Annotated in this window: 19 protein-coding genes; 16 read left to right on the top strand and 3 right to left on the bottom strand. The window is 33.9% G+C overall.

Features of this window, described 5'->3' with window-relative positions:
• Positions 1 to 223: 223 nt before the first annotated feature.
• On the top strand, positions 224 to 454 hold the full coding sequence (locus V3595_RS04340) for a hypothetical protein (protein ID WP_485905523.1): 231 nt from the start codon (positions 224 to 226) through the stop codon (positions 452 to 454).
• A 181-nt stretch (positions 455 to 635) separates the two neighbouring features.
• On the opposite strand, the gene V3595_RS04345 is transcribed toward V3595_RS04340, so the two are convergent.
• Positions 636 to 869 (bottom strand): VOC family protein, encoded by a 234-nt coding sequence (locus tag V3595_RS04345; protein ID WP_485905524.1) that lies wholly within the window; start codon positions 867 to 869, stop codon positions 636 to 638.
• Between the two features lie 127 nt (positions 870 to 996).
• Positions 997 to 1,188 carry a hypothetical protein gene (locus V3595_RS04350; RefSeq protein ID WP_485905525.1) on the bottom strand — a complete coding sequence of 64 codons (192 nt, stop codon included), beginning with the start codon at positions 1,186 to 1,188 and terminating at the stop codon, positions 997 to 999.
• Positions 1,189 to 2,061: 873 nt separating this feature from the next.
• On the opposite strand from V3595_RS04350, the gene V3595_RS04355 reads away from it, so the two are divergent.
• Complete coding sequence (locus V3595_RS04355; RefSeq protein ID WP_485905526.1) at positions 2,062 to 2,904, top strand: SGNH/GDSL hydrolase family protein; 843 nt, start codon at positions 2,062 to 2,064, stop codon at positions 2,902 to 2,904.
• Positions 2,905 to 2,996: 92 nt separating this feature from the next.
• Here V3595_RS04355 and V3595_RS04360 read toward each other — a convergent pair whose 3' ends face one another.
• On the bottom strand, positions 2,997 to 3,299 hold the full coding sequence (locus V3595_RS04360; RefSeq protein WP_230176825.1) for a helix-turn-helix domain-containing protein: 303 nt from the start codon (positions 3,297 to 3,299) through the stop codon (positions 2,997 to 2,999).
• A 478-nt stretch (positions 3,300 to 3,777) separates the two neighbouring features.
• Here V3595_RS04360 and V3595_RS04365 point away from each other — a divergent pair, with 478 nt between their 5' ends.
• The 14 genes from V3595_RS04365 (at position 3,778) to V3595_RS04430 (ending at position 18,063) form a co-directional block, all read left to right on the top strand.
• Positions 3,778 to 4,467 (top strand): YveK family protein, encoded by a 690-nt coding sequence (locus V3595_RS04365; RefSeq protein ID WP_485905527.1) that lies wholly within the window; start codon positions 3,778 to 3,780, stop codon positions 4,465 to 4,467.
• Between the two features lie 36 nt (positions 4,468 to 4,503).
• Complete coding sequence (locus V3595_RS04370; RefSeq protein ID WP_485905528.1) at positions 4,504 to 5,181, top strand: CpsD/CapB family tyrosine-protein kinase; 678 nt, start codon at positions 4,504 to 4,506, stop codon at positions 5,179 to 5,181.
• A gap of 140 nt (positions 5,182 to 5,321) precedes the next feature.
• A complete protein-coding gene (locus V3595_RS04375) occupies positions 5,322 to 6,086 on the top strand; it encodes a tyrosine-protein phosphatase (protein WP_485905529.1) in 765 nt (254 codons plus the stop codon).
• A gap of 291 nt (positions 6,087 to 6,377) precedes the next feature.
• The gene (locus tag V3595_RS04380) at positions 6,378 to 8,198 is read left to right on the top strand and encodes a polysaccharide biosynthesis protein (protein WP_485905530.1); all 1,821 of its coding nucleotides are present in this window, start codon (positions 6,378 to 6,380) and stop codon (positions 8,196 to 8,198) included.
• Between the two features lie 19 nt (positions 8,199 to 8,217).
• Positions 8,218 to 9,111, top strand: a complete 894-nt coding sequence (gene galU, locus V3595_RS04385) for a UTP--glucose-1-phosphate uridylyltransferase GalU (RefSeq protein ID WP_485905531.1) — start codon at positions 8,218 to 8,220, stop codon at positions 9,109 to 9,111.
• Between the two features lie 210 nt (positions 9,112 to 9,321).
• The gene (locus tag V3595_RS04390; RefSeq protein ID WP_485905532.1) at positions 9,322 to 10,437 is read left to right on the top strand and encodes a DegT/DnrJ/EryC1/StrS family aminotransferase; all 1,116 of its coding nucleotides are present in this window, start codon (positions 9,322 to 9,324) and stop codon (positions 10,435 to 10,437) included.
• On the top strand, positions 10,437 to 11,084 hold the full coding sequence (locus tag V3595_RS04395) for a sugar transferase (RefSeq protein WP_485905533.1): 648 nt from the start codon (positions 10,437 to 10,439) through the stop codon (positions 11,082 to 11,084). The genes V3595_RS04390 and V3595_RS04395 overlap by 1 nt, the downstream gene beginning before the upstream one ends.
• Positions 11,081 to 11,728 (top strand): acetyltransferase, encoded by a 648-nt coding sequence (locus V3595_RS04400; protein WP_485905534.1) that lies wholly within the window; start codon positions 11,081 to 11,083, stop codon positions 11,726 to 11,728. Before V3595_RS04395 ends, V3595_RS04400 begins: the two co-directional genes overlap by 4 nt.
• On the top strand, positions 11,700 to 12,785 hold the full coding sequence (locus V3595_RS04405) for a glycosyltransferase family 4 protein (RefSeq protein WP_485905535.1): 1,086 nt from the start codon (positions 11,700 to 11,702) through the stop codon (positions 12,783 to 12,785). The genes V3595_RS04400 and V3595_RS04405 overlap by 29 nt, the downstream gene beginning before the upstream one ends.
• 40 nt (positions 12,786 to 12,825) lie before the next feature.
• On the top strand, positions 12,826 to 13,398 hold the full coding sequence (locus V3595_RS04410) for an acyltransferase (protein WP_485905536.1): 573 nt from the start codon (positions 12,826 to 12,828) through the stop codon (positions 13,396 to 13,398).
• 2 nt (positions 13,399 to 13,400) lie between these two features.
• The gene (locus V3595_RS04415) at positions 13,401 to 14,564 is read left to right on the top strand and encodes a glycosyltransferase (RefSeq protein ID WP_485905537.1); all 1,164 of its coding nucleotides are present in this window, start codon (positions 13,401 to 13,403) and stop codon (positions 14,562 to 14,564) included.
• A 105-nt stretch (positions 14,565 to 14,669) separates the two neighbouring features.
• A complete protein-coding gene (locus tag V3595_RS04420) occupies positions 14,670 to 15,773 on the top strand; it encodes an EpsG family protein (RefSeq protein ID WP_485905538.1) in 1,104 nt (367 codons plus the stop codon).
• A 43-nt stretch (positions 15,774 to 15,816) separates the two neighbouring features.
• The gene (locus tag V3595_RS04425) at positions 15,817 to 16,998 is read left to right on the top strand and encodes a glycosyltransferase (RefSeq protein WP_485905539.1); all 1,182 of its coding nucleotides are present in this window, start codon (positions 15,817 to 15,819) and stop codon (positions 16,996 to 16,998) included.
• A gap of 153 nt (positions 16,999 to 17,151) precedes the next feature.
• The gene (locus V3595_RS04430) at positions 17,152 to 18,063 is read left to right on the top strand and encodes an ATP-grasp fold amidoligase family protein (protein WP_485905540.1); all 912 of its coding nucleotides are present in this window, start codon (positions 17,152 to 17,154) and stop codon (positions 18,061 to 18,063) included.
• The last annotated feature ends 13 nt before the right edge of the window (positions 18,064 to 18,076 follow it).

Raw genomic sequence — 18,076 nt, forward strand, 5'->3', positions numbered from 1 at the left:
CCTATACAGAACCCTTCTGTAGAGGGGAAGTAACCTTGCATGAAACAACCGCGCAGTTCAAATGGAAATTAATTAATCAAATTGTCAATTATGGTAAAACTGTCGGATGTTTGGGAGAGTTGTTAAGAAATCGTGTCATTATTATGAAATTTTAATTAAGGACCTTTTATTTACCATTTATAAGGTATATTATTTGGGAAATGAGAGATTAAAGGAGTTAATTATGGGTAGATTTACAGAGACTGTAATGGAGAGGGTAGAAGATTCTCTACATAATAGGAAGGAACCTATGGTCGTTAAACTAAATTCCGAACAACTCGAGGATTTTATACAAAAATTTCCAGAAGACGGTGAGTTTTTTGGTTTAAGCTATCACATTCATGATGATAAGACGGTCACTTTTAACTATAATTCAGATGGTAGACTTCTAGAAGTATTGAATTTGGTTAAGTGATTGGTACTTTGGAGTATCCAGCAGAAATGCTGGATTTTTTGAATTTAAATAATCTTAATTAGATCTAGTACGTATCAAAGTCAAATGATATAGAAGATAAAACAGCCTCTGTGAAACCGACAGTAAATGGAGGCGGTACAAAACGACAAAAGTAAATGGCAATGCGGAATAATCGCGGCTTTTATTCCAGAAACTCAATAAGCTCAATCCCCACTCCATTATCCGTCATCATATGAGCGTGCATCTTTTTAACATATTCATCAAGAAGGTCATTCGTCATATTATATTTTTTCTCCGCACCCGTATCAAACGAAAAGGGACTTGCCAATAACCTGAATCCCAACACCTGCTCATACCACTTAATCGCAGCATCCAAATCAGGTACAGCCAATCCAATATGAGTAACTGCTGTCATATGTATCCCCCCTGATAATTAAAATACCCTTTTAAGGTGAGGGGCAAACGGTACCGTTTTTGAACAAAAAAAAGAAGCAATAGCCAATACTGCTTCTTTGATTACATATATCGACTCATGAAATTCATTAAATCTCACCCTCTTCAAGCCTCCTATTATACTCAACTTTACTTATTAACCCTTCTGCATTACAGGTAAGACAATCCGTATAAATATCGTAGGCACCTGTACCTGCACAAACATGGCATTTAACATGAGTTTCCGGTATATCCTTATGCATGAATGAAAAAACTTTTCCAATATACTGCAGAATAATCATTCCCAAAACTCCTTTTTTTTCTATCATACAACGAAAATGAGAGAAGGAAACTGGAAATACAATAACATTACTTAAAACAAATAAAACCATAACATAGTTTACATGGGGTTAAAAATTTGATGGGGATTCGTGTCTAGTATTAGGATAGTACAGTATAGCTTTTCATGCTCGTAGAGAAATCAAAATAAAAAGAGCCCTAGGGCCCTAAAATAAACTATTAATGATCAATTTTATCCATCCAATAAAAGAAATCCATAACGGTATGCTCAAAGATGTACCAAACAAAAGTCCTTTAAAGAAATTCCCTTCATTTTCACCTATCATATAGAACACACCTCTCGGCTTGGTTTTCTTGTGATAATTATAAGTGAAAGCGCTTTCTTTTTATATGAGACATTAGAAGCAATTACTTTACAATTTAATCCTTAAGATTTAAGCAGACAAATTGAATCTTAAGGATTTCTCATGAAAACAATATAATCATAAATTAATCTTACCTGATTCTGATATGATGTTGGATTTTATAGCCTTTTTCGAAGTACGACCAACTTGTGCCATCTCAACACCTGCTCATACCACTTAATCCAGTATCCAAATCAGGTAGAGCTATCCTATGTGAGTAATTGCTCCCCAGATAATAAAATACCCCTAAAAAGGCGAAGACGGTATTACAACAATGTCGAGTGTTGTCGGAATAAATTGGAAAAATATTCTTTGTTGCTGAAAATTTGATAGTTATAATTAATGAGAGAAAAATAACCAAAAAAAGTGAAATAGAGTCTAGGCAACGTACTCAAAAAACTCTAATAAGAGTTTGCTCTATTTTATAAGACTTCCATGTCAGTCATTAATGTTTAAATATGGGAGGTAAAGATGAGGAAATATGGTTTAATCATTATCGCTGGAATTTGCTTAGCAGTACTGGTTTTTGGCCATTTGCATTGGAAAAACATAAGTCAGGCAGCAGGGGCAGAGGCTAGGGAAGCTGCAGCAAAAGTGAAAGAAGAGGAAAAAGAAGAAAGGGAAGCATTGATACAAAGTTTAAAACCGGAAAATAATAAACAACAGCCGTTAATAGATTACCTGCATTATAAGTCTCTGACTCAAGAAGGGGTTATTGTTTCCCTATTGGGAAGTAACGGTACCTCAGGAACCGGGGCAAGTAAGACTTCCAATAGTTGGGCTGGACGCTTAGAGAAGAGTCTGCGAGCAGATCGTGATGATTTAGAAACTCTAAGTTTCATTAATCATGGACATGAGGGGTATTCAACAGAGGATTTGATAAAAGGAAAGAAAATTGAAGCGGTCATACAAGATGATCCCGATCTAATTATTTTTGAAAATTCGCTGATAAATAATCATTATCAATCATTAAGCTTAGAACAGACGGAAAAAGATTTGGAAAGCATCATGGCAAAGTTACAGAAAGAGCTGCCAAATGCAAAGATTCTAATACTTTCACCAAACCCAGTCGCAAATGGTAATACGGAGAATAGTTTAGGGTTGAATTATTTGGATTATATTCAAGCTTCCGAGCAGGTCATCAAAACGAATAAATGGTCTTATTTGAATAGCAAAGAAGAAATAGAGAAGAAACTAAGTAAAAAGAATATGAGATTGGCTGATATCCTGACTAATGATAACATCCATCCCAATGACCAAGGGCATTACGTATGGTTCGAAGTTTTGCAGGAATATTTTAAGTTGAAGAAGTAGTAAAAGGGGAAAAATGGCTATAACCACTTTTTCCCCTTTTACTACTTCTTCTAAAAGAAAGCGTTATCATAGTTTCTTAATCCTTAAATACATCACTTTCTATCTTGAATAAATTCGCGCATTTCCTCTTTCGATATTCCTGATCCCATAACATCCTGCATGATTTCAAGCCACTCTTCATCCATGACCTTGTCTGCTTGTTCATTCAACAACAGGGCATCCACTTTAATACAAAGGATTCTAGCGATTTTTTCCAAAACTAAAATAGTAGGGTTTGTTTGAAGGTTTCTTTCCAGTGAGCTTATATAGGATTTGGCAACGCCGGATTTTGCGGAGAGTTCACTTATTGACATTTTCCTTTCTTCCCTAAGCGACTTAACTCGGTAACCTATCATATAGACCACACCTAACCATTAATATGAAAATTATATATACTAATTTAAACTATTACTTTCAGTTTACACATTTTCCTTTCATTTTTAATGATAACTAGGCACTAAAATACTTGACATTATTATATGAATAAACGGATTTTTCTGTTTTGGTAGGCATTTAGATAGGTTATTTTCAAGAAAATATTGTGAATATGATAAAGCATATAAGAAAGATTGGGATTTAGTGTATACTTAGGTTTATTGAAATTTAAGTCACAAATATTCTGGAAAATGGGGTATTTAAATGTGATTCTTGCAATTTTTAAATATTAGAAAATATTTCCTTTGTATTGCCATTTTTTTTTTTGTAAAATTACTTTGGCATTTGAAAAGTATTCTTAGATTGTAAGTTTCATGTAAATTTCCTTGAAAATACATAATAATAGGTAATATTATGGTATAATGCATTAGGTCATTTTTAACATATCAGGAGGATGAAATGGAAGAAACTATTAGTATTAATGATATTTTTAAAACATTAAAGAAACGTTGGAAGCTAATCATGCTGCTGACATTAATTGCCGCTTTGATTAGTGGAACGATTTCATATTTCTTATTAACACCCGTTTACCAATCATCAACACAGATCCTAGTTAATCAGAAACAATCGGAGAACCAATTGGACTCGACTCAAATACGATCTAATATCGACATGATCAATACATACAGTGTGATCATAAAAAGTCCAGCGATTTTGGAGAAGGTCATTTATGATCTTGAACTTGAGCAAAGCGTAGAACAACTTAGTGAAAAAATCACAATTAATAGCCAAGAAAATTCACAAGTCTTCTCATTAACGGTTCAAGATAGTAATCCGTCACAGGCTGTAGAAATAGCAAACACTGTTTCTGAAACTTTCCAAAAGGAAATCAAGGATATAATGAACGTCGACAATGTTAGCGTACTAGCCAAGGCTGAAATTAAGGAGAATCCTAGTCCTGTAAAACCTAATCCATTATTGAATATCGCAATTGCGGTAGTGGTCGGATTGTTGGCTGGAGTCGGTTTGGCATTCTTGCTGGAATATATGGACAATACGATCAAGGACGAGGATGATATTGAGAGACTCCTAGAATTACCTATACTTGGATCGATTCAAAAGATTACACAGGTACATAATAAAGGATAATCCGGATAAGAAGCAGTATGAAAGGAAGCGGGATTTTTGAGAAGTAAAGATAAAAAACAGGTGAATTTGATTGCACAGACTAATCCTAAGTCACCTATTACTGAACAATATCGATTAATTAGAACGAACATTCAATTCTCGTCAGTTGATAAAGACATACAAACCATTGTGGTAACTTCTTCGGAGCCTAATGATGGGAAATCGACGACAGCAGCAAACCTTGCGATTGTTTTGGCACAGGAGGAGAAAAAGGTTGTGCTTGTGGATGCTGACTTAAGGAAACCATCCGTTCATTATGCTTTTAGTCTTAGTAATATAGAGGGGCTTACGAGTGTGCTAACGAAGAAAATGAGCATAGAAAAAGCACTTATGAAAACGAATGTGCCTAATCTGGAAATTCTGACGAGTGGACCAATACCGCCTAACCCTTCGGAATTATTAAATTCCAAAGCGATAGAAACAGCGATTGATGAATTAAAAGGAATGTATGATTATATCATTTTTGATACACCGCCCGTTCTGGTAGTGCCGGATTCCCAGATCGTAGCCAATAAATGTGATGGCGTGATCATGGTAGTAGCGAGCGGCAAGACAAACAAACAAAGTGCAGTAAAAGCAAAGGAGCTTTTAGTGAAAGCTAATACATCCTTGCTTGGAGTCGTTTTGAATGGCGTTGAAACGGATAACAGCAATTATTATTACTATCAATCATAAATAAAATAAAACAAATTTCGACAAAATAACACCCTGTTTAATGGCAGTTTTATATGCTACTATTAATCAGGGTAATAATTCCTATTTTTTAAGGGATAGGCCTTTTTTCCTATTCATTTTATAAAGGAGATGTATGAAATTTGATCGACATACACTGTCACATTCTCCCAGGGGTTGATGATGGATCTGCGGACATGAAGGAAAGTTTGAATATGGCAAGAAAAGCGGTAGAAGCAGGAATCACCCATATTTTTGCCACGCCACATCACTTTAATGAGAAATATGTAAATGTTAAAAGTGACATCATTGACCGTGCAGTGAGTTTAAATGAGAGTTTTCAACTAGAAAATATTCCTCTTACCATTCATCTCGGACAAGAAGTAAGAATACACCGAGACATATTTTCATCACTTGAAAAGGAAGAAATCCTAACACTGGACGATTATGGTACATATTTGCTACTAGAGCTTCCATCGGGAAGGGTTCCTACATACACAAGAGAAGTGATATATGAGCTGTTGCTGAAAGGAATAACACCGATTATCGTACATCCGGAGAGAAATAAGGAATTGATTGAAAATCATAAACTGTTATTTGAATTGGTCGAGGAAGGTGCGTTAACTCAACTTACTTCAGGCAGTATCATCGGGAACTTCGGTAAAAGTATCCAATCATTTTCAAAAAAGATAATCGAACATAATCTGGCTCATTTTATTGCAACTGATGCCCATAATATTGGCTCTAGAGGGTTCACGTTACAACAAGCCTATGAAACAATCACAAAAGCATATGGAATACAACGTACATTTTATTTTAAAGAAAATGCTGAACTGCTATTAAAGAACCAAAGTCCTACTGTTGAAAAACCAGTGCCATTCAAAAAGAAAATTTTAGGAATCTTTTAGAAAGATAGATAATCAGGAAACGCTTACATAGTATAAAAAAATTTTGCCTTCATGTAAAGAAAGTTCCTACGTTATATAGTTACTGGGATGAATATTATATAAACTAATCTCATTTAGATAGTGACTTGTTCAACGACAAAAAGCCCAAAGGTCATAAGGACAAAAAAAAGAGAACATAAACAGCATATTTCATTCTTATATTAAAAATGAAAATCATGTGAAATAGAATACAATGCTTTAATACTGTATTTAATAGTGAGAAATCAAACAATATTAAAGGGGGAAATGTGGTTGGCCTACCGAAAACGATTAACACTTCTGGCCCTATTAGACTCATTAATAGTATTATCGGCCATTTATGTAAGTTATTTATTCTTGTATCCCTATTTGGAAATATTTAAATTACCAACACTCTTAGTCACATCAGTCTCTCTATTAATCAGCCATCATTTTTTTGCTTCTATTTATAAACTGTATAAGAAGGCCTGGGAGTATGCAAGTATTGGAGAGTTACTGTCCATAGTTAAAGCCGTAAGCCTATCGGTTATCACTGTTATCGCCATCCAGTTAATGGTTTTTCAAGATGTTTATGTAAGGGCCATGGCATTGACGTGGATGATGCATGTTATTCTGATTGGCGGTTCCCGATTTTCTTGGAGAATGCTGCGTGACCGTTTGATAAATAATCAAAAGGAAACCAGAAACACATTGGTAATAGGAGCGGGATCTGCTGGAACCATGGTTGTACGTCAACTTCTTAATAATCATGATACGGAACTTAAACCAGTGGCATTCATTGATGATGATCCAAAAAAAGATAAGCTAGACATTTTAGGTATACCCGTCGCGGGTAATTCTACACATATCCCTGAAATGGTTGAAAAATATCATATAGATAATATTGTCATTGCGATTCCTTCATTAAGTAAAAAAGAATTGAAGGTCATTTTTGATGAATGTGTGAAAACGAATGCAAAAACACAAATCATGCCGATGCTTGAAGATATTATGTTAGGGAAAGTAGCCGTTAATCAGTTTAAAGAAGTGGAAGTGGAAGATCTTTTAGGAAGAGAACCTGTTGAATTGGATATAACCAGTATTTCTGAATATGTAACGGGCAAGACCATCCTGGTTACTGGGGCTGGGGGCTCAATTGGTTCAGAGATTTGCCGTCAAATATGCCGATTTTCACCCGGCAAACTTATTCTTCTAGGACATGGAGAAAATAGTATTTATCAAATTGACATGGAACTGAAAAAGCTATATGCAAATCAAATTGAAATCATACCTGTCATCGCAGATATTCAAGATCGAGATAGAATTTTTGAAGTGATGGACACCTACAGGCCTGATGTTGTTTACCATGCGGCTGCACACAAACATGTTCCACTTATGGAATACAATCCTCGTGAAGCTATTAAGAATAATGTTTTTGGTACAAAGAATGTTGCAGAAGCGGCAGATACTTTTGGTGTAGGTGCGTTTGTAATGATTTCTTCTGATAAAGCCGTTAACCCAACAAACGTTATGGGGTCGACCAAGCGCATTGCTGAAATGATCATCCAGCAGTTAGCAAAAAATAGCACAACAAAATTTGTTGCGGTTCGCTTCGGAAATGTTTTAGGCAGCAGAGGGAGTGTCATTCCTTTATTTAAAAAACAAATTCAAGCCGGTGGACCAGTAACCGTCACACATCCAGACATGACTAGGTATTTTATGACTATACCTGAAGCATCCAGATTAGTCATTCAGGCAAGTTCTCTAGCTCGTGGCGGGGAAATATTCGTTCTTGATATGGGTGAACCTGTTAAAATTGTAGAATTAGCAACAAACCTTATCCAGTTATCAGGTTATTCCATAGACGAAATTGGAATCGAATTCTCAGGAATTCGGCCAGGTGAGAAAATGTATGAAGAACTTTTAGGGGAGAAAGAGGTTCATAGTGAAGCTGTTTTCCCTAAAATCTTTATAGGAAAAGCGGTACTGGAACAGGAAGAGGAAATACAGTATCTTTTAAACTCTTATGATGATTTTTCCATAACAGAACTTAAAGAATTTGTAATAAATTTAGCAAATCGAAGAAAGAACAAAGCTTTCTCGGTAGTTAAATAACCATTAGGAGGACTAATAAGTGAAAAAAATCACAAAAGCAATCATTCCGGCAGCAGGATTGGGTACTCGTTTTTTGCCTGCAACAAAAGCAATGCCAAAGGAGATGCTGCCAATCGTTGATAAACCAACGATTCAGTACATAGTGGAGGAAGCTGTTGCATCAGGAATAAAAGACATAATAATCGTAACTGGAAAAGGTAAACGTGCGATTGAAGATCATTTTGATTACGCTCCAGAGCTCGAACAAAATCTATTGGAAAAAGGAAAAGTAGAGTTGCTCAATAAAGTACAATATTCCTCTAAACTTGCTAATATCCATTACATTAGACAGAAGGAACCAAAAGGATTAGGTCACGCAGTATGGTGTGCACGTAAATTCATTGGGGACGAGCCATTTGCCGTACTTTTAGGTGATGATATTGTCCAGAGTGAAACTCCTTGCCTAAAGCAGTTAATTAATCAGTTTGAGGAAACAAACAATTCAGTTATCGGGGTTCAAACTGTACCTAAAGAAGAAACAAACCGGTATGGAATAATAGACCCCGCTTTTCAAGATGGACGACTATATCAAGTTGAAAACTTTGTAGAAAAACCAGCCTTAGGAACAGCTCCTTCCAATTTGGCAATAATGGGAAGATATATCCTTACTCCTGAAATCTTCAGTATGCTTGATCAGCAAGAAGCTGGTGCAGGCGGGGAAATTCAGTTAACAGATGCAATTCAACAGTTAAACCAGACACAGCAAGTTTTTGCTTATGATTTTGAAGGAAAACGATATGATGTTGGGGAGAAGTTAGGGTTTGTGAAAACGACGATAGAGTTTGCACTTCAGAATGAAGAAATCAAGGATGATTTAGTAGAGTTTTTAGAACAAACGGTTAAGGATTTTTCCTCAGAAAAGATTAATGCATAGGAATATTCATGTTTTTCGTGAAATATGATTCATATAGTTTTACCCAAGGAAGATTTAACAGGTGAAACATCAAGGATATCTCTACACCCATCTTTCTTGGATACTCTTTAACTATCTTTAACCCTATTTTAATAGTGGCTAGGTGGAGAAAGAACTTGTTGAAAAATATCTACATATAAAGTGACTTATTGTAGGAAGGAAGTTTTAGAGATGAAGGATCGATTATTCCTATCATCACCACATATGAGTGATGAAGGTTATGAAATGGAATATATAAAGGAAGCTTTTGATACAAACTGGATTGCTCCTCTTGGGGAAAACGTGAATCAATTTGAAATAGAATTGGCAAATAAGGTAGGAATCAAGGCTGCTGCAGCACTATCTTCAGGCACAGCCGCAATCCATTTAGCTCTTAAAGCAGCAGGAGTTGAAGAAGGAGATATTGTTTTTTGTCCTACATTAACATTCTCAGCAACTGTCAACCCGGTAATTTATCAAAAAGCCATTCCTGTTTTTATAGATAGTGATTATAAGACTTGGAATATGTGTCCTAATGCTTTGGAAGAAGCTTTTGAGAAATATCCTGAAGTGAAAGCTGTAATTATAGTGCATCTTTATGGCCTTTCTGCAGATATGGATAAGATTATGGAGATTTGCAATAAGCATAAGGTAGCGGTAATTGAAGATGCTGCTGAAAGCTTAGGTACATATTATAAAGGGAGACATACTGGAACCTTTGGTGATTATGGGATTTTCTCTTTTAATGGGAATAAGATTATCACTACTTCAGGCGGTGGGATGTTAGTTTCTAATAATGAAGAGCGTATTGCTAAGACAAGATTTTGGGCGACTCAGAGTAGGGACCAAGCAAGGCACTATCAGCATAGCGAATTAGGATTTAATTACCGGATGAGCAATGTAGTTGCTGGGATTGGCAGAGGGCAGCTAAAGGTATTAGATCAGAGAGTTGAGAAGAAGAATTATATCCTAGAGTTTTATAAGAGAGAACTTGGTGAACTTGACGGGGTAGAGTTCATGCCTAGTAATGAGTGGGATAAACCAAATTATTGGTTAAGTTCTATGACTTTGAATGGTAATGTTAGACCGATTGATGTTATGGAAGCTCTTGAAAATGAAAATATTGAATCAAGACCGGTTTGGAAGCCAATGCATCTTCAGCCATTTTTTGAGAAGTATGACTTTGTTGGAACGGATGTATCGGAAAAATTGTTTGAGAATGGTATTTGCTTGCCTTCTGATACAAAGTTAACGGATGAGGATTTGGAGAGAGTTGTTGAAATTATTAAAGGGTTGTGGGTAAGATAATGAAACCTTCTAAGGATGGTATTTATAGAAGATTTATAAAAAGAGCGATGGATTTCATACTATCTTTGATTGCGATTGTTATCCTTAGTCCTATCCTTCTGGTTGTTGCTTTTCTTGTGAGAGTAAAGTTGGGTAGCCCAGTGCTATTTAAACAAAAAAGGCCAGGACTGAATGAGACTATTTTTATGATGTATAAGTTTAGAACAATGACGGATGAAAGAGATGAACATGGAGAGCTGCTTCCTGATAATGTTAGGTTGACGAGGTTTGGAAGGTTACTGCGTTCTACATCCCTCGATGAACTTCCGGAACTTTTTAATATCCTTAGAGGAGATATGTCGATTGTGGGTCCTAGGCCCTTGCTGGTACAGTATCTCCCAATCTACAATAATCATCAAAAGCGTCGGCATGAGGTTAGACCTGGATTGTCTGGTTTGGCTCAGGTGAACGGAAGAAATGCTATTAGTTGGGAAAATAAATTTGATCTCGATGTGGAGTATGTAGATAATGTAAGCTTCATTGGGGACTGGAAGATTATTTTTCTAACTATTAAAAAGGTCTTTGTCAGGGAAGGTATTAATTCAGAAGTGGCTGCAACGATGGAGCCATTCAAGGGATCCAATCAAAAGGAAAGAATAAAATTATGAAAAATAAACTTCTCATAATCGGTGCCAGTGGACATGGAAAAGTTGTTGCTGATATCGCATTGAAAATGAATAAATGGGCGAGTATTGCTTTTTTAGATGATGACACAAGTTTCAAATCTTCCATGGGGATAGAAGTCATTGGGAAATCAGCCGAGGCATTTACACATATTAATGGCTACGACATTTTTGTAGGTATTGGTAATAATTCTACAAGAGAAAAAATCCAGAAGAAGCTTGAAGCTGAAGGTGCAAGCATACCTTCATTGATTCACCCCAGCGCTGTTATTGGAGAACAAGTTGAGTTAGCATCTGGTACAGTCGTGATGGCTGGAGTAGTGGTTAATTGCTGTACAACAATAGGCAAGGGATGCATTATCAATACTGGTGCTACCATAGATCATGACAATACAATTGAAGATTTTGTTCATATATCACCAGGTGCGCATTTAGCTGGTACGGTGAAAGTTGGGCATGGGTCATGGTTAGGTATTGGTAGTATAGTAAGTAATAACTTAAACATCATTAAAGGCTGTAGAATTGGTGCGGGTGCTGTGGTGGTTAAGGATATAACTGAATCTGGAATATATGTAGGTGTTCCAGCTGGGAGAGTTAGTAATGGCAAAGATTCTAATATTGGCAAATAACGATGTGGGCTTATATAAATTTAGAAAAGAACTAATAAAGGAATTAGTTAAGGAAAATGAAGTATATATATCCCTCCCTAATGGTGAGTTTATTTCTGAGTTAATAGAGTTAGGTTGTAAATTTATTGACACAGCAATTAACAGGAGAGGTACTAATCCGATAACTGATTTGAAATTGATATTAAATTATAGAAGAATTATTAAAGATATCAAACCAGATTTGGTTTTAACATACACCATTAAACCAAACGTTTATGGTGGTTTAGCCTGTAGAATGAGTGGTATCACCAGTATTGCAAATATTACAGGGCTCGGATCAGCTGTAGAAAATGGTGGGATATTGCAAAAGATCACTCTATTTTTGTATAAGGTATCTTTAAAGAAAGCAAAATGTGTTTTTTTTCAGAATAAAGAGAATGAAGAGTTTATTCTTAAGAAGAAAATTATTAGTGGAAATCATAGATTAATACCAGGATCCGGCGTTAACCTTGACTATTATTCTCTATTAGATTATCCATCAGATAAAACAATTAATTTTCTGTTTATTGCTCGTGTAATGAAAGAAAAAGGTATCGATCAATATTTAGAAGCCGCTGATTATATTAGGGGAAAGTACCCAAATACTGTGTTTCATATCTTAGGATTTTGTGAAGATGCATATGAAGATAAATTGAAAGAAATGCAAGCCAAAGGTATTATCAAATATCATGGAATGCAAAGTGATGTAAGGGAATATCACAAAATCTCTCACTGTACAATTCACCCTACATATTATCCGGAAGGAATGTCAAATGTATTACTTGAAAGTGCTGCTTGTGGAAGGCCAGTAATTACAACAGATAGGGCAGGTTGCCGAGAAATAGTCGATAATGGTGTTAATGGCTATGTTATTAAACAGCAGGATACCCAAGATTTGATAGAGAAAATCGAGAAATTTATTGATTTAGTACAGAAAGATAAAATTCAGATGGGATTGGCTGGAAGAACAAAAGCGGAGAAGGAGTTCAATAGGCAGATAGTGGTAGATGCTTATAAAGAAGAGATAAAAAATATATAGAATGAATACCGTATGACTTAATAATGTAAAGGTGATATTAATGATTAGAAAAAGAGAAATAACTAAAAAACTATCTGGCATAATCAATATTGTTATAAAAGTATCAAAAATCTTACCTAAAGGATTTTATCTTTTTTTACTAAAATTCACCAGACATCATGATAATTATGTTGCAATGTTTGTGAGGTACATTTGCTTGAAAAATTGTGCGAAAAGCTGTGGGAATAATGTGGCTGTATTTTCAAGCGTTTATTTGCATAGGGTCCATCAGTTAGAAATAGGTGATAATGTGAGTATTCATCCAATGTGCTATATTGATGCATCCGGCGGAATAAAAATTGGAAGTGATGTTTCTATAGCACATAGTAGTACAATTATTTCTGAAGAGCATATATATTCTAATCTCTTTCTAAATATCAGAGATCAGGGTTGTGAATTTAAACAAACAGTTATTAAAGATAATGTTTGGATAGGTGCGGGTTGTAGAATACTAGGAGGCAGTATAGTAAATTCGGGTAGTATTGTTGCTGCAGGAGCTGTTGTGAAAAATGAAGTAATAAGCAATTCTATAGTAGGCGGAATTCCTGCTAAAACCATTAAGGAAAGGAAGTAGCCATGAAACTTGTATTTGCACATGACCATATTTTCTATAAATTTAATAACCAATATTATAGTACTGGTGGACTTTCTAAAGAAATGTTAGAGAGATACACATCTGTTTTTGAAGAGGTCATCGTTATAAGCAGACAAAGACAAATAAATAAATATAATGATAAACTAACACTCGCTTCAACTGATAGAGTCAAATTCGTAGAAGTTCCAAATTTTAAAACGATCAGTAATATAAGTAAAGTATTTGAAGCGCATAGAATTATTAATAATGAAATTCGTAGTTGCGACTCATTAATAGCAAGATTACCGAGTTCTATCGGTTCATTAGCAATTTCTAAAGCTAAGAAATATAAAAAGCCATATTTGGTAGAAGTCGTTGCATGTCCTTGGGATGCATTTTGGAATCACAGTATAAAAGGGAAAATAGTTGCCCCTTATATGTATCTTAAAACAAAAAAAATTGTTAGGGATACTAATTATTCTGTATATGTAACGAACGAATTTTTACAGAGAAGATATCCTACTAAAGGAAAATCAGTAAGTTGTTCAAACGTGGCATTGAACGAATTTGAAAACACTATTCTTGATAACCGATTAAAGAAAATTGACGAAATAAAAACTGACAGCAAGATAGTTATTGGAACAACAGCAGCAATAGATGTTAGATATAAAGGACAACAGTATATTATTGAAGCACTAGGAAAATTAAAGAAGCAGGGAATTACTAATTTTGAATATCAATTAGTTGGAGGAGGAAATCAAAAATACTTGGATAAAATCGCTAAGCGATTCGATGTCGAAGATCAGGTGAAATTCTTGGGTTCATTGCCGAATTATAGGGTATTTGAATGGTTAGAAACTATAGATATTTATTCACAACCGAGTAGGCAAGAAGGTTTGCCTAGAGCTTTAATTGAAGCAATGAGCAAAGGGCTACCTGCGTTTGGGGCAAGAACTGCAGGAATTCCAGAACTTATTGAAGAAAAGTATATTTTTAGTAATAAAAGAAGTAATATCAATGAAATTTGTGAAATTTTATTATCAATAAACAAAGAAGACCTAGCTTATCAAGCGAAAAGAAATTTTGAAGAAGCAATGAAATATGATAAAGAAAAAATAGAAAAGCGACGGAGTGAGTTTTTTAAGCAATTCACAATGAAGACTTGAATTATATGTAAAATCAATATCTCTTGTCTTTAATAGTTATTAATAGAGAGTGATTATTCATAATGCAATTCACATTGAACTGTTAGATGCAAAGGAGATTTATTGGTGATTTATTCATACATTATATATTTATCAATGGTTTTAACATCAGTATTTTTTGCTTTTTTTGCACAGAAGTATAGGAGGGAAAACAAGAAAAAAACAGTTGTACCACATCCTGTATTCATGTTTTTATCAATGCTTCCACTGATTTTCATTATGGGCTTTCGAGATTTAAGTATTGGGGTAGATGGCTATAGCTATCTTAGTGGATATAATTATGCGAACAGCACGACTGTTTTTCAATACTATAGAACCAGTGTAACTGAGCCTGGTTTTTATTTGCTATATAGAATTGCTTACCTATTGGGCGATTTTCAGTGGTTACTTATATTTGCAGCAACTATAACTATTTACTTTTTTTATAAATCTCTAAGTTATGAAGTTAACAATATCAATTTTGCTTTAATTGTTTTTATTTTTGCAACAACACAGTATTTCTATTATTTTGGGATTATGCGGATGGGTATAGCAGCTGCAATAATAGCATTTGCATATAGGTACATTATCGAAAATAATAAAAAGAAATTTATCCTTTTTATGTTGTTTGCTACAATGTTCCATTACTCGGCGCTATTTGCAATTCTGTTCTTACTCTTAAAGAAGAATAAAAATAATTATTTTAAAAAGAAAAATTTACTAAAATTAGCAATTGTTATACCTATATCTTTCTTAGTTTTAAAATATTTAATATATCCATTCATTACAGCAGATCGTTATCAAAATTATATAGACTCATCAGAAATAATTAGTTTAGGTTTTGTTACAACAATACCGATACTAGGTCTTTTTGCTCTGCATTATAACAGATTTGTTAAAATTAGTTATAATTTCCAGTTTTATTTTTTTCTCTTTGTAATCAAAATTGTGACAGAAATTTTTGCTCCGTTAATTGGAATTGGAAGAATGGTTTGGTATGTAAATTTAAGCATTTGTTTTTTGTTTCCTGCTATTATCAAATTAAATAAAGACAAAGGAATAAAGGTCATTTTACTTGCAATTACAATACTTTATTGTTTGATGTATAGCTACTTAGCTTATTTTGGTGATTCTCCACGAGGACAAACTATGTTACCATACAGAAATCTTTTTTTTTGGTTTAGTAAATAGGATAGGAGCATTCGTGGTATTTTTGTAAAGGGAGTCTTTTATAGTGAACAACAAAGTTATTTTCTTGATTGGAACATTATCTGGTGGGGGTGCAGAAAGGGTTGTATCTAACTTATCCTTAAATTTGCCAGATCATATAGAAAGAGAAATTGTTTTATTTGGTGAAGATGCAAAAATTGAGTATGATTACGAAGGTAAAATCACTTATTTAGATAGAGATCAACCAAAAGGCTATATAAATAAGGCGTTAACTTTTATAAATAGAATTAAAAAATTAAATTATATAAAAAAACAAAATCCAGGTATTCCTATTATTAGCTTTTTAGAATATCCTAATTTGCTAAACATGATGACTCTTGATACTAAAGACTCATTAGTTTCGGTTAGGAATTTCATGTCTACTAAACATAACAAAGGGTTAAAGGCCTTTGTATGGAATATAAGCATCAAATTTTTTTATAAGAGAGCCAAAAAAATTATCGTCGTATCTAAGCAAATGAAAAAAGATTTAATAGAAAATTATAAGCTCCCAAAATCGAGGATAAAAGTGATATATAATTTTTATCCTATTAGAAAGATACAAGAATTATCAAGAAGCAGATTAACAGCTGTTGAAAACATAATTTTTAAGAATCCAACAATAATAACGGTTGGGAGATTCAGCAAACAAAAAGGGCATCAACACTTAATAAAATCCTTTAAAGAAGTAAAGAATTCAGTTCCGAATGCTCAATTGGTAATACTTGGAGAAGGTGAAACGAAAGCCGAATTAATAAATTTAGCAAACGAATTAGCTATATTAGATAGTATTCATTTTCTTGGTTTTCAAGAAAATCCCTTCAAATATATTTCTAACTCAAAGGTATTTGTGATGACATCATATTTTGAAGGATTCCCTAACGCATTAGCGGAAGCGATGGCGTGTAGAGTTCCTATAATATCGACAGATTGTCAATCGGGACCAAGGGAAATTTTAGCACCAAACGATTACGATAGTTCAATTGATTACGACAGCATTAATATGGAAGCGTTTGGCGTGCTGGTTCCAGATTTGACAAAAAGTGATGCTGTAGAAGTAGAGATTAAATTGGCGGATGCAATTACTAAGATGTTATGTAACGAAAATGACTATGTTCACTACTCACAAAAATCTATTGAAAGAGTTAAAGATTTTGATGTTGAAAATGTAATAGAGCAATGGTTAGATTTGATTGAGAGTAATTAGTATAGTCACCCTCATTGTTAAGTTAGAAATTTTTTTGATAAGAGAAAAATAAAAACTACCATTCCTCCTTTAGTATCGTAAGTGGGAGAAGATATTTTCATAGTATTTATTATGTATTACCTAATGCTATAAACAAAGGAGAGGCAACAATTTGTGAAATTATTAAATGTAATATCCAACCCTTTTAAAATAATTAGTTTTTTATCCTCTAGAATTTCATTAAAGTGGATTCCAGATGAGGTTTATCTTAAAATGTTATTCCGTGCACGAATGGGTAAAAAGTTAAATATTAAAAATCCATTAACCTATAATGAAAAATTGCAGTGGCTTAAGATAAATGACAAAAATCCCTTATATACTAATTTGGTAGATAAGTATGAAGTTAGAACATATATTTCTAATTTAATTGGAGAAGAATACTTAATCCCTATTTATGGTGTTTATAATAGCTTCGAGGAGATTGATTTTGAAACTTTACCTAATCAATTTGTAATAAAGTGTACGCATGATTCAGGAGGAGTAGTAATTTGTAAGGATAAATCAAAGTTTAACAAAGAAGAAGCTGCGATAAAATTAAATAAGAGTTTAAAAACAAATTATTTTTGGAAAAAGCGTGAATATCCATATAAAGATATTACGCCAAGAATTATTTGTGAAAAACTAATGGTCGATGAATCGGGCATAGAATTAAAAGATTATAAATTCTTCTGTTTTGATGGTGAACCAAAAGCTATGTTTATTGCTACAGATAGACAAATTGATACGAGATTTGATTTCTTTGATATGGAATTTAATCATCTTCCTGTGTCTAATCATTATGAAAATAGTACCAAAAAATTAAAAAAACCACTTGGTTTTGATGAAATGATTTCATTATCAAAAAGGTTATCAAAAGAAATGCCTCATGTGCGTGTTGATTTTTATGATATAAATGGAAAAATTTATTTTGGTGAACTTACTTTTTATCACTTTAGTGGATTCGAAAAATTTGAGCCTGAAAAATATGATAGAATTTTCGGAGACTGGTTGAATATAGAAAAGAAGGAAAATCGAAATGGTAAGTGATGTTGAAAAATGA

It is taken from the genome of Bacillus sp. CFBP9009 (assembly GCF_036541465.1).
Taxonomy (GTDB): domain Bacteria; phylum Bacillota; class Bacilli; order Bacillales; family DSM-1321; genus Peribacillus.

Bases quoted from the DNA above. Each gene is read 5' to 3' on its own strand.
- V3595_RS04395 (WP_485905533.1), top strand. From the start codon at position 10,437: ATGAAACCTTCTAAGGATGGTATTTATAGAAGATTTATAAAAAGAGCG.
- V3595_RS04405 (WP_485905535.1), top strand. From the start codon at position 11,700: ATGGCAAAGATTCTAATATTGGCAAATAACGATGTGGGCTTATATAAA.
- V3595_RS04345 (WP_485905524.1), bottom strand. From the start codon at position 869: ATGACAGCAGTTACTCATATTGGATTGGCTGTACCTGATTTGGATGCT.
- V3595_RS04350 (WP_485905525.1), bottom strand. From the start codon at position 1,188: ATGATTATTCTGCAGTATATTGGAAAAGTTTTTTCATTCATGCATAAG.
- V3595_RS04415 (WP_485905537.1), top strand. From the start codon at position 13,401: ATGAAACTTGTATTTGCACATGACCATATTTTCTATAAATTTAATAAC.
- V3595_RS04410 (WP_485905536.1), top strand. From the start codon at position 12,826: ATGATTAGAAAAAGAGAAATAACTAAAAAACTATCTGGCATAATCAAT.
- V3595_RS04360 (WP_230176825.1), bottom strand. From the start codon at position 3,299: ATGATAGGTTACCGAGTTAAGTCGCTTAGGGAAGAAAGGAAAATGTCA.
- V3595_RS04390 (WP_485905532.1), top strand. From the start codon at position 9,322: ATGAAGGATCGATTATTCCTATCATCACCACATATGAGTGATGAAGGT.
- V3595_RS04355 (WP_485905526.1), top strand. From the start codon at position 2,062: ATGAGGAAATATGGTTTAATCATTATCGCTGGAATTTGCTTAGCAGTA.
- V3595_RS04340 (WP_485905523.1), top strand. From the start codon at position 224: ATGGGTAGATTTACAGAGACTGTAATGGAGAGGGTAGAAGATTCTCTA.
- V3595_RS04400 (WP_485905534.1), top strand. From the start codon at position 11,081: ATGAAAAATAAACTTCTCATAATCGGTGCCAGTGGACATGGAAAAGTT.
- V3595_RS04365 (WP_485905527.1), top strand. From the start codon at position 3,778: ATGGAAGAAACTATTAGTATTAATGATATTTTTAAAACATTAAAGAAA.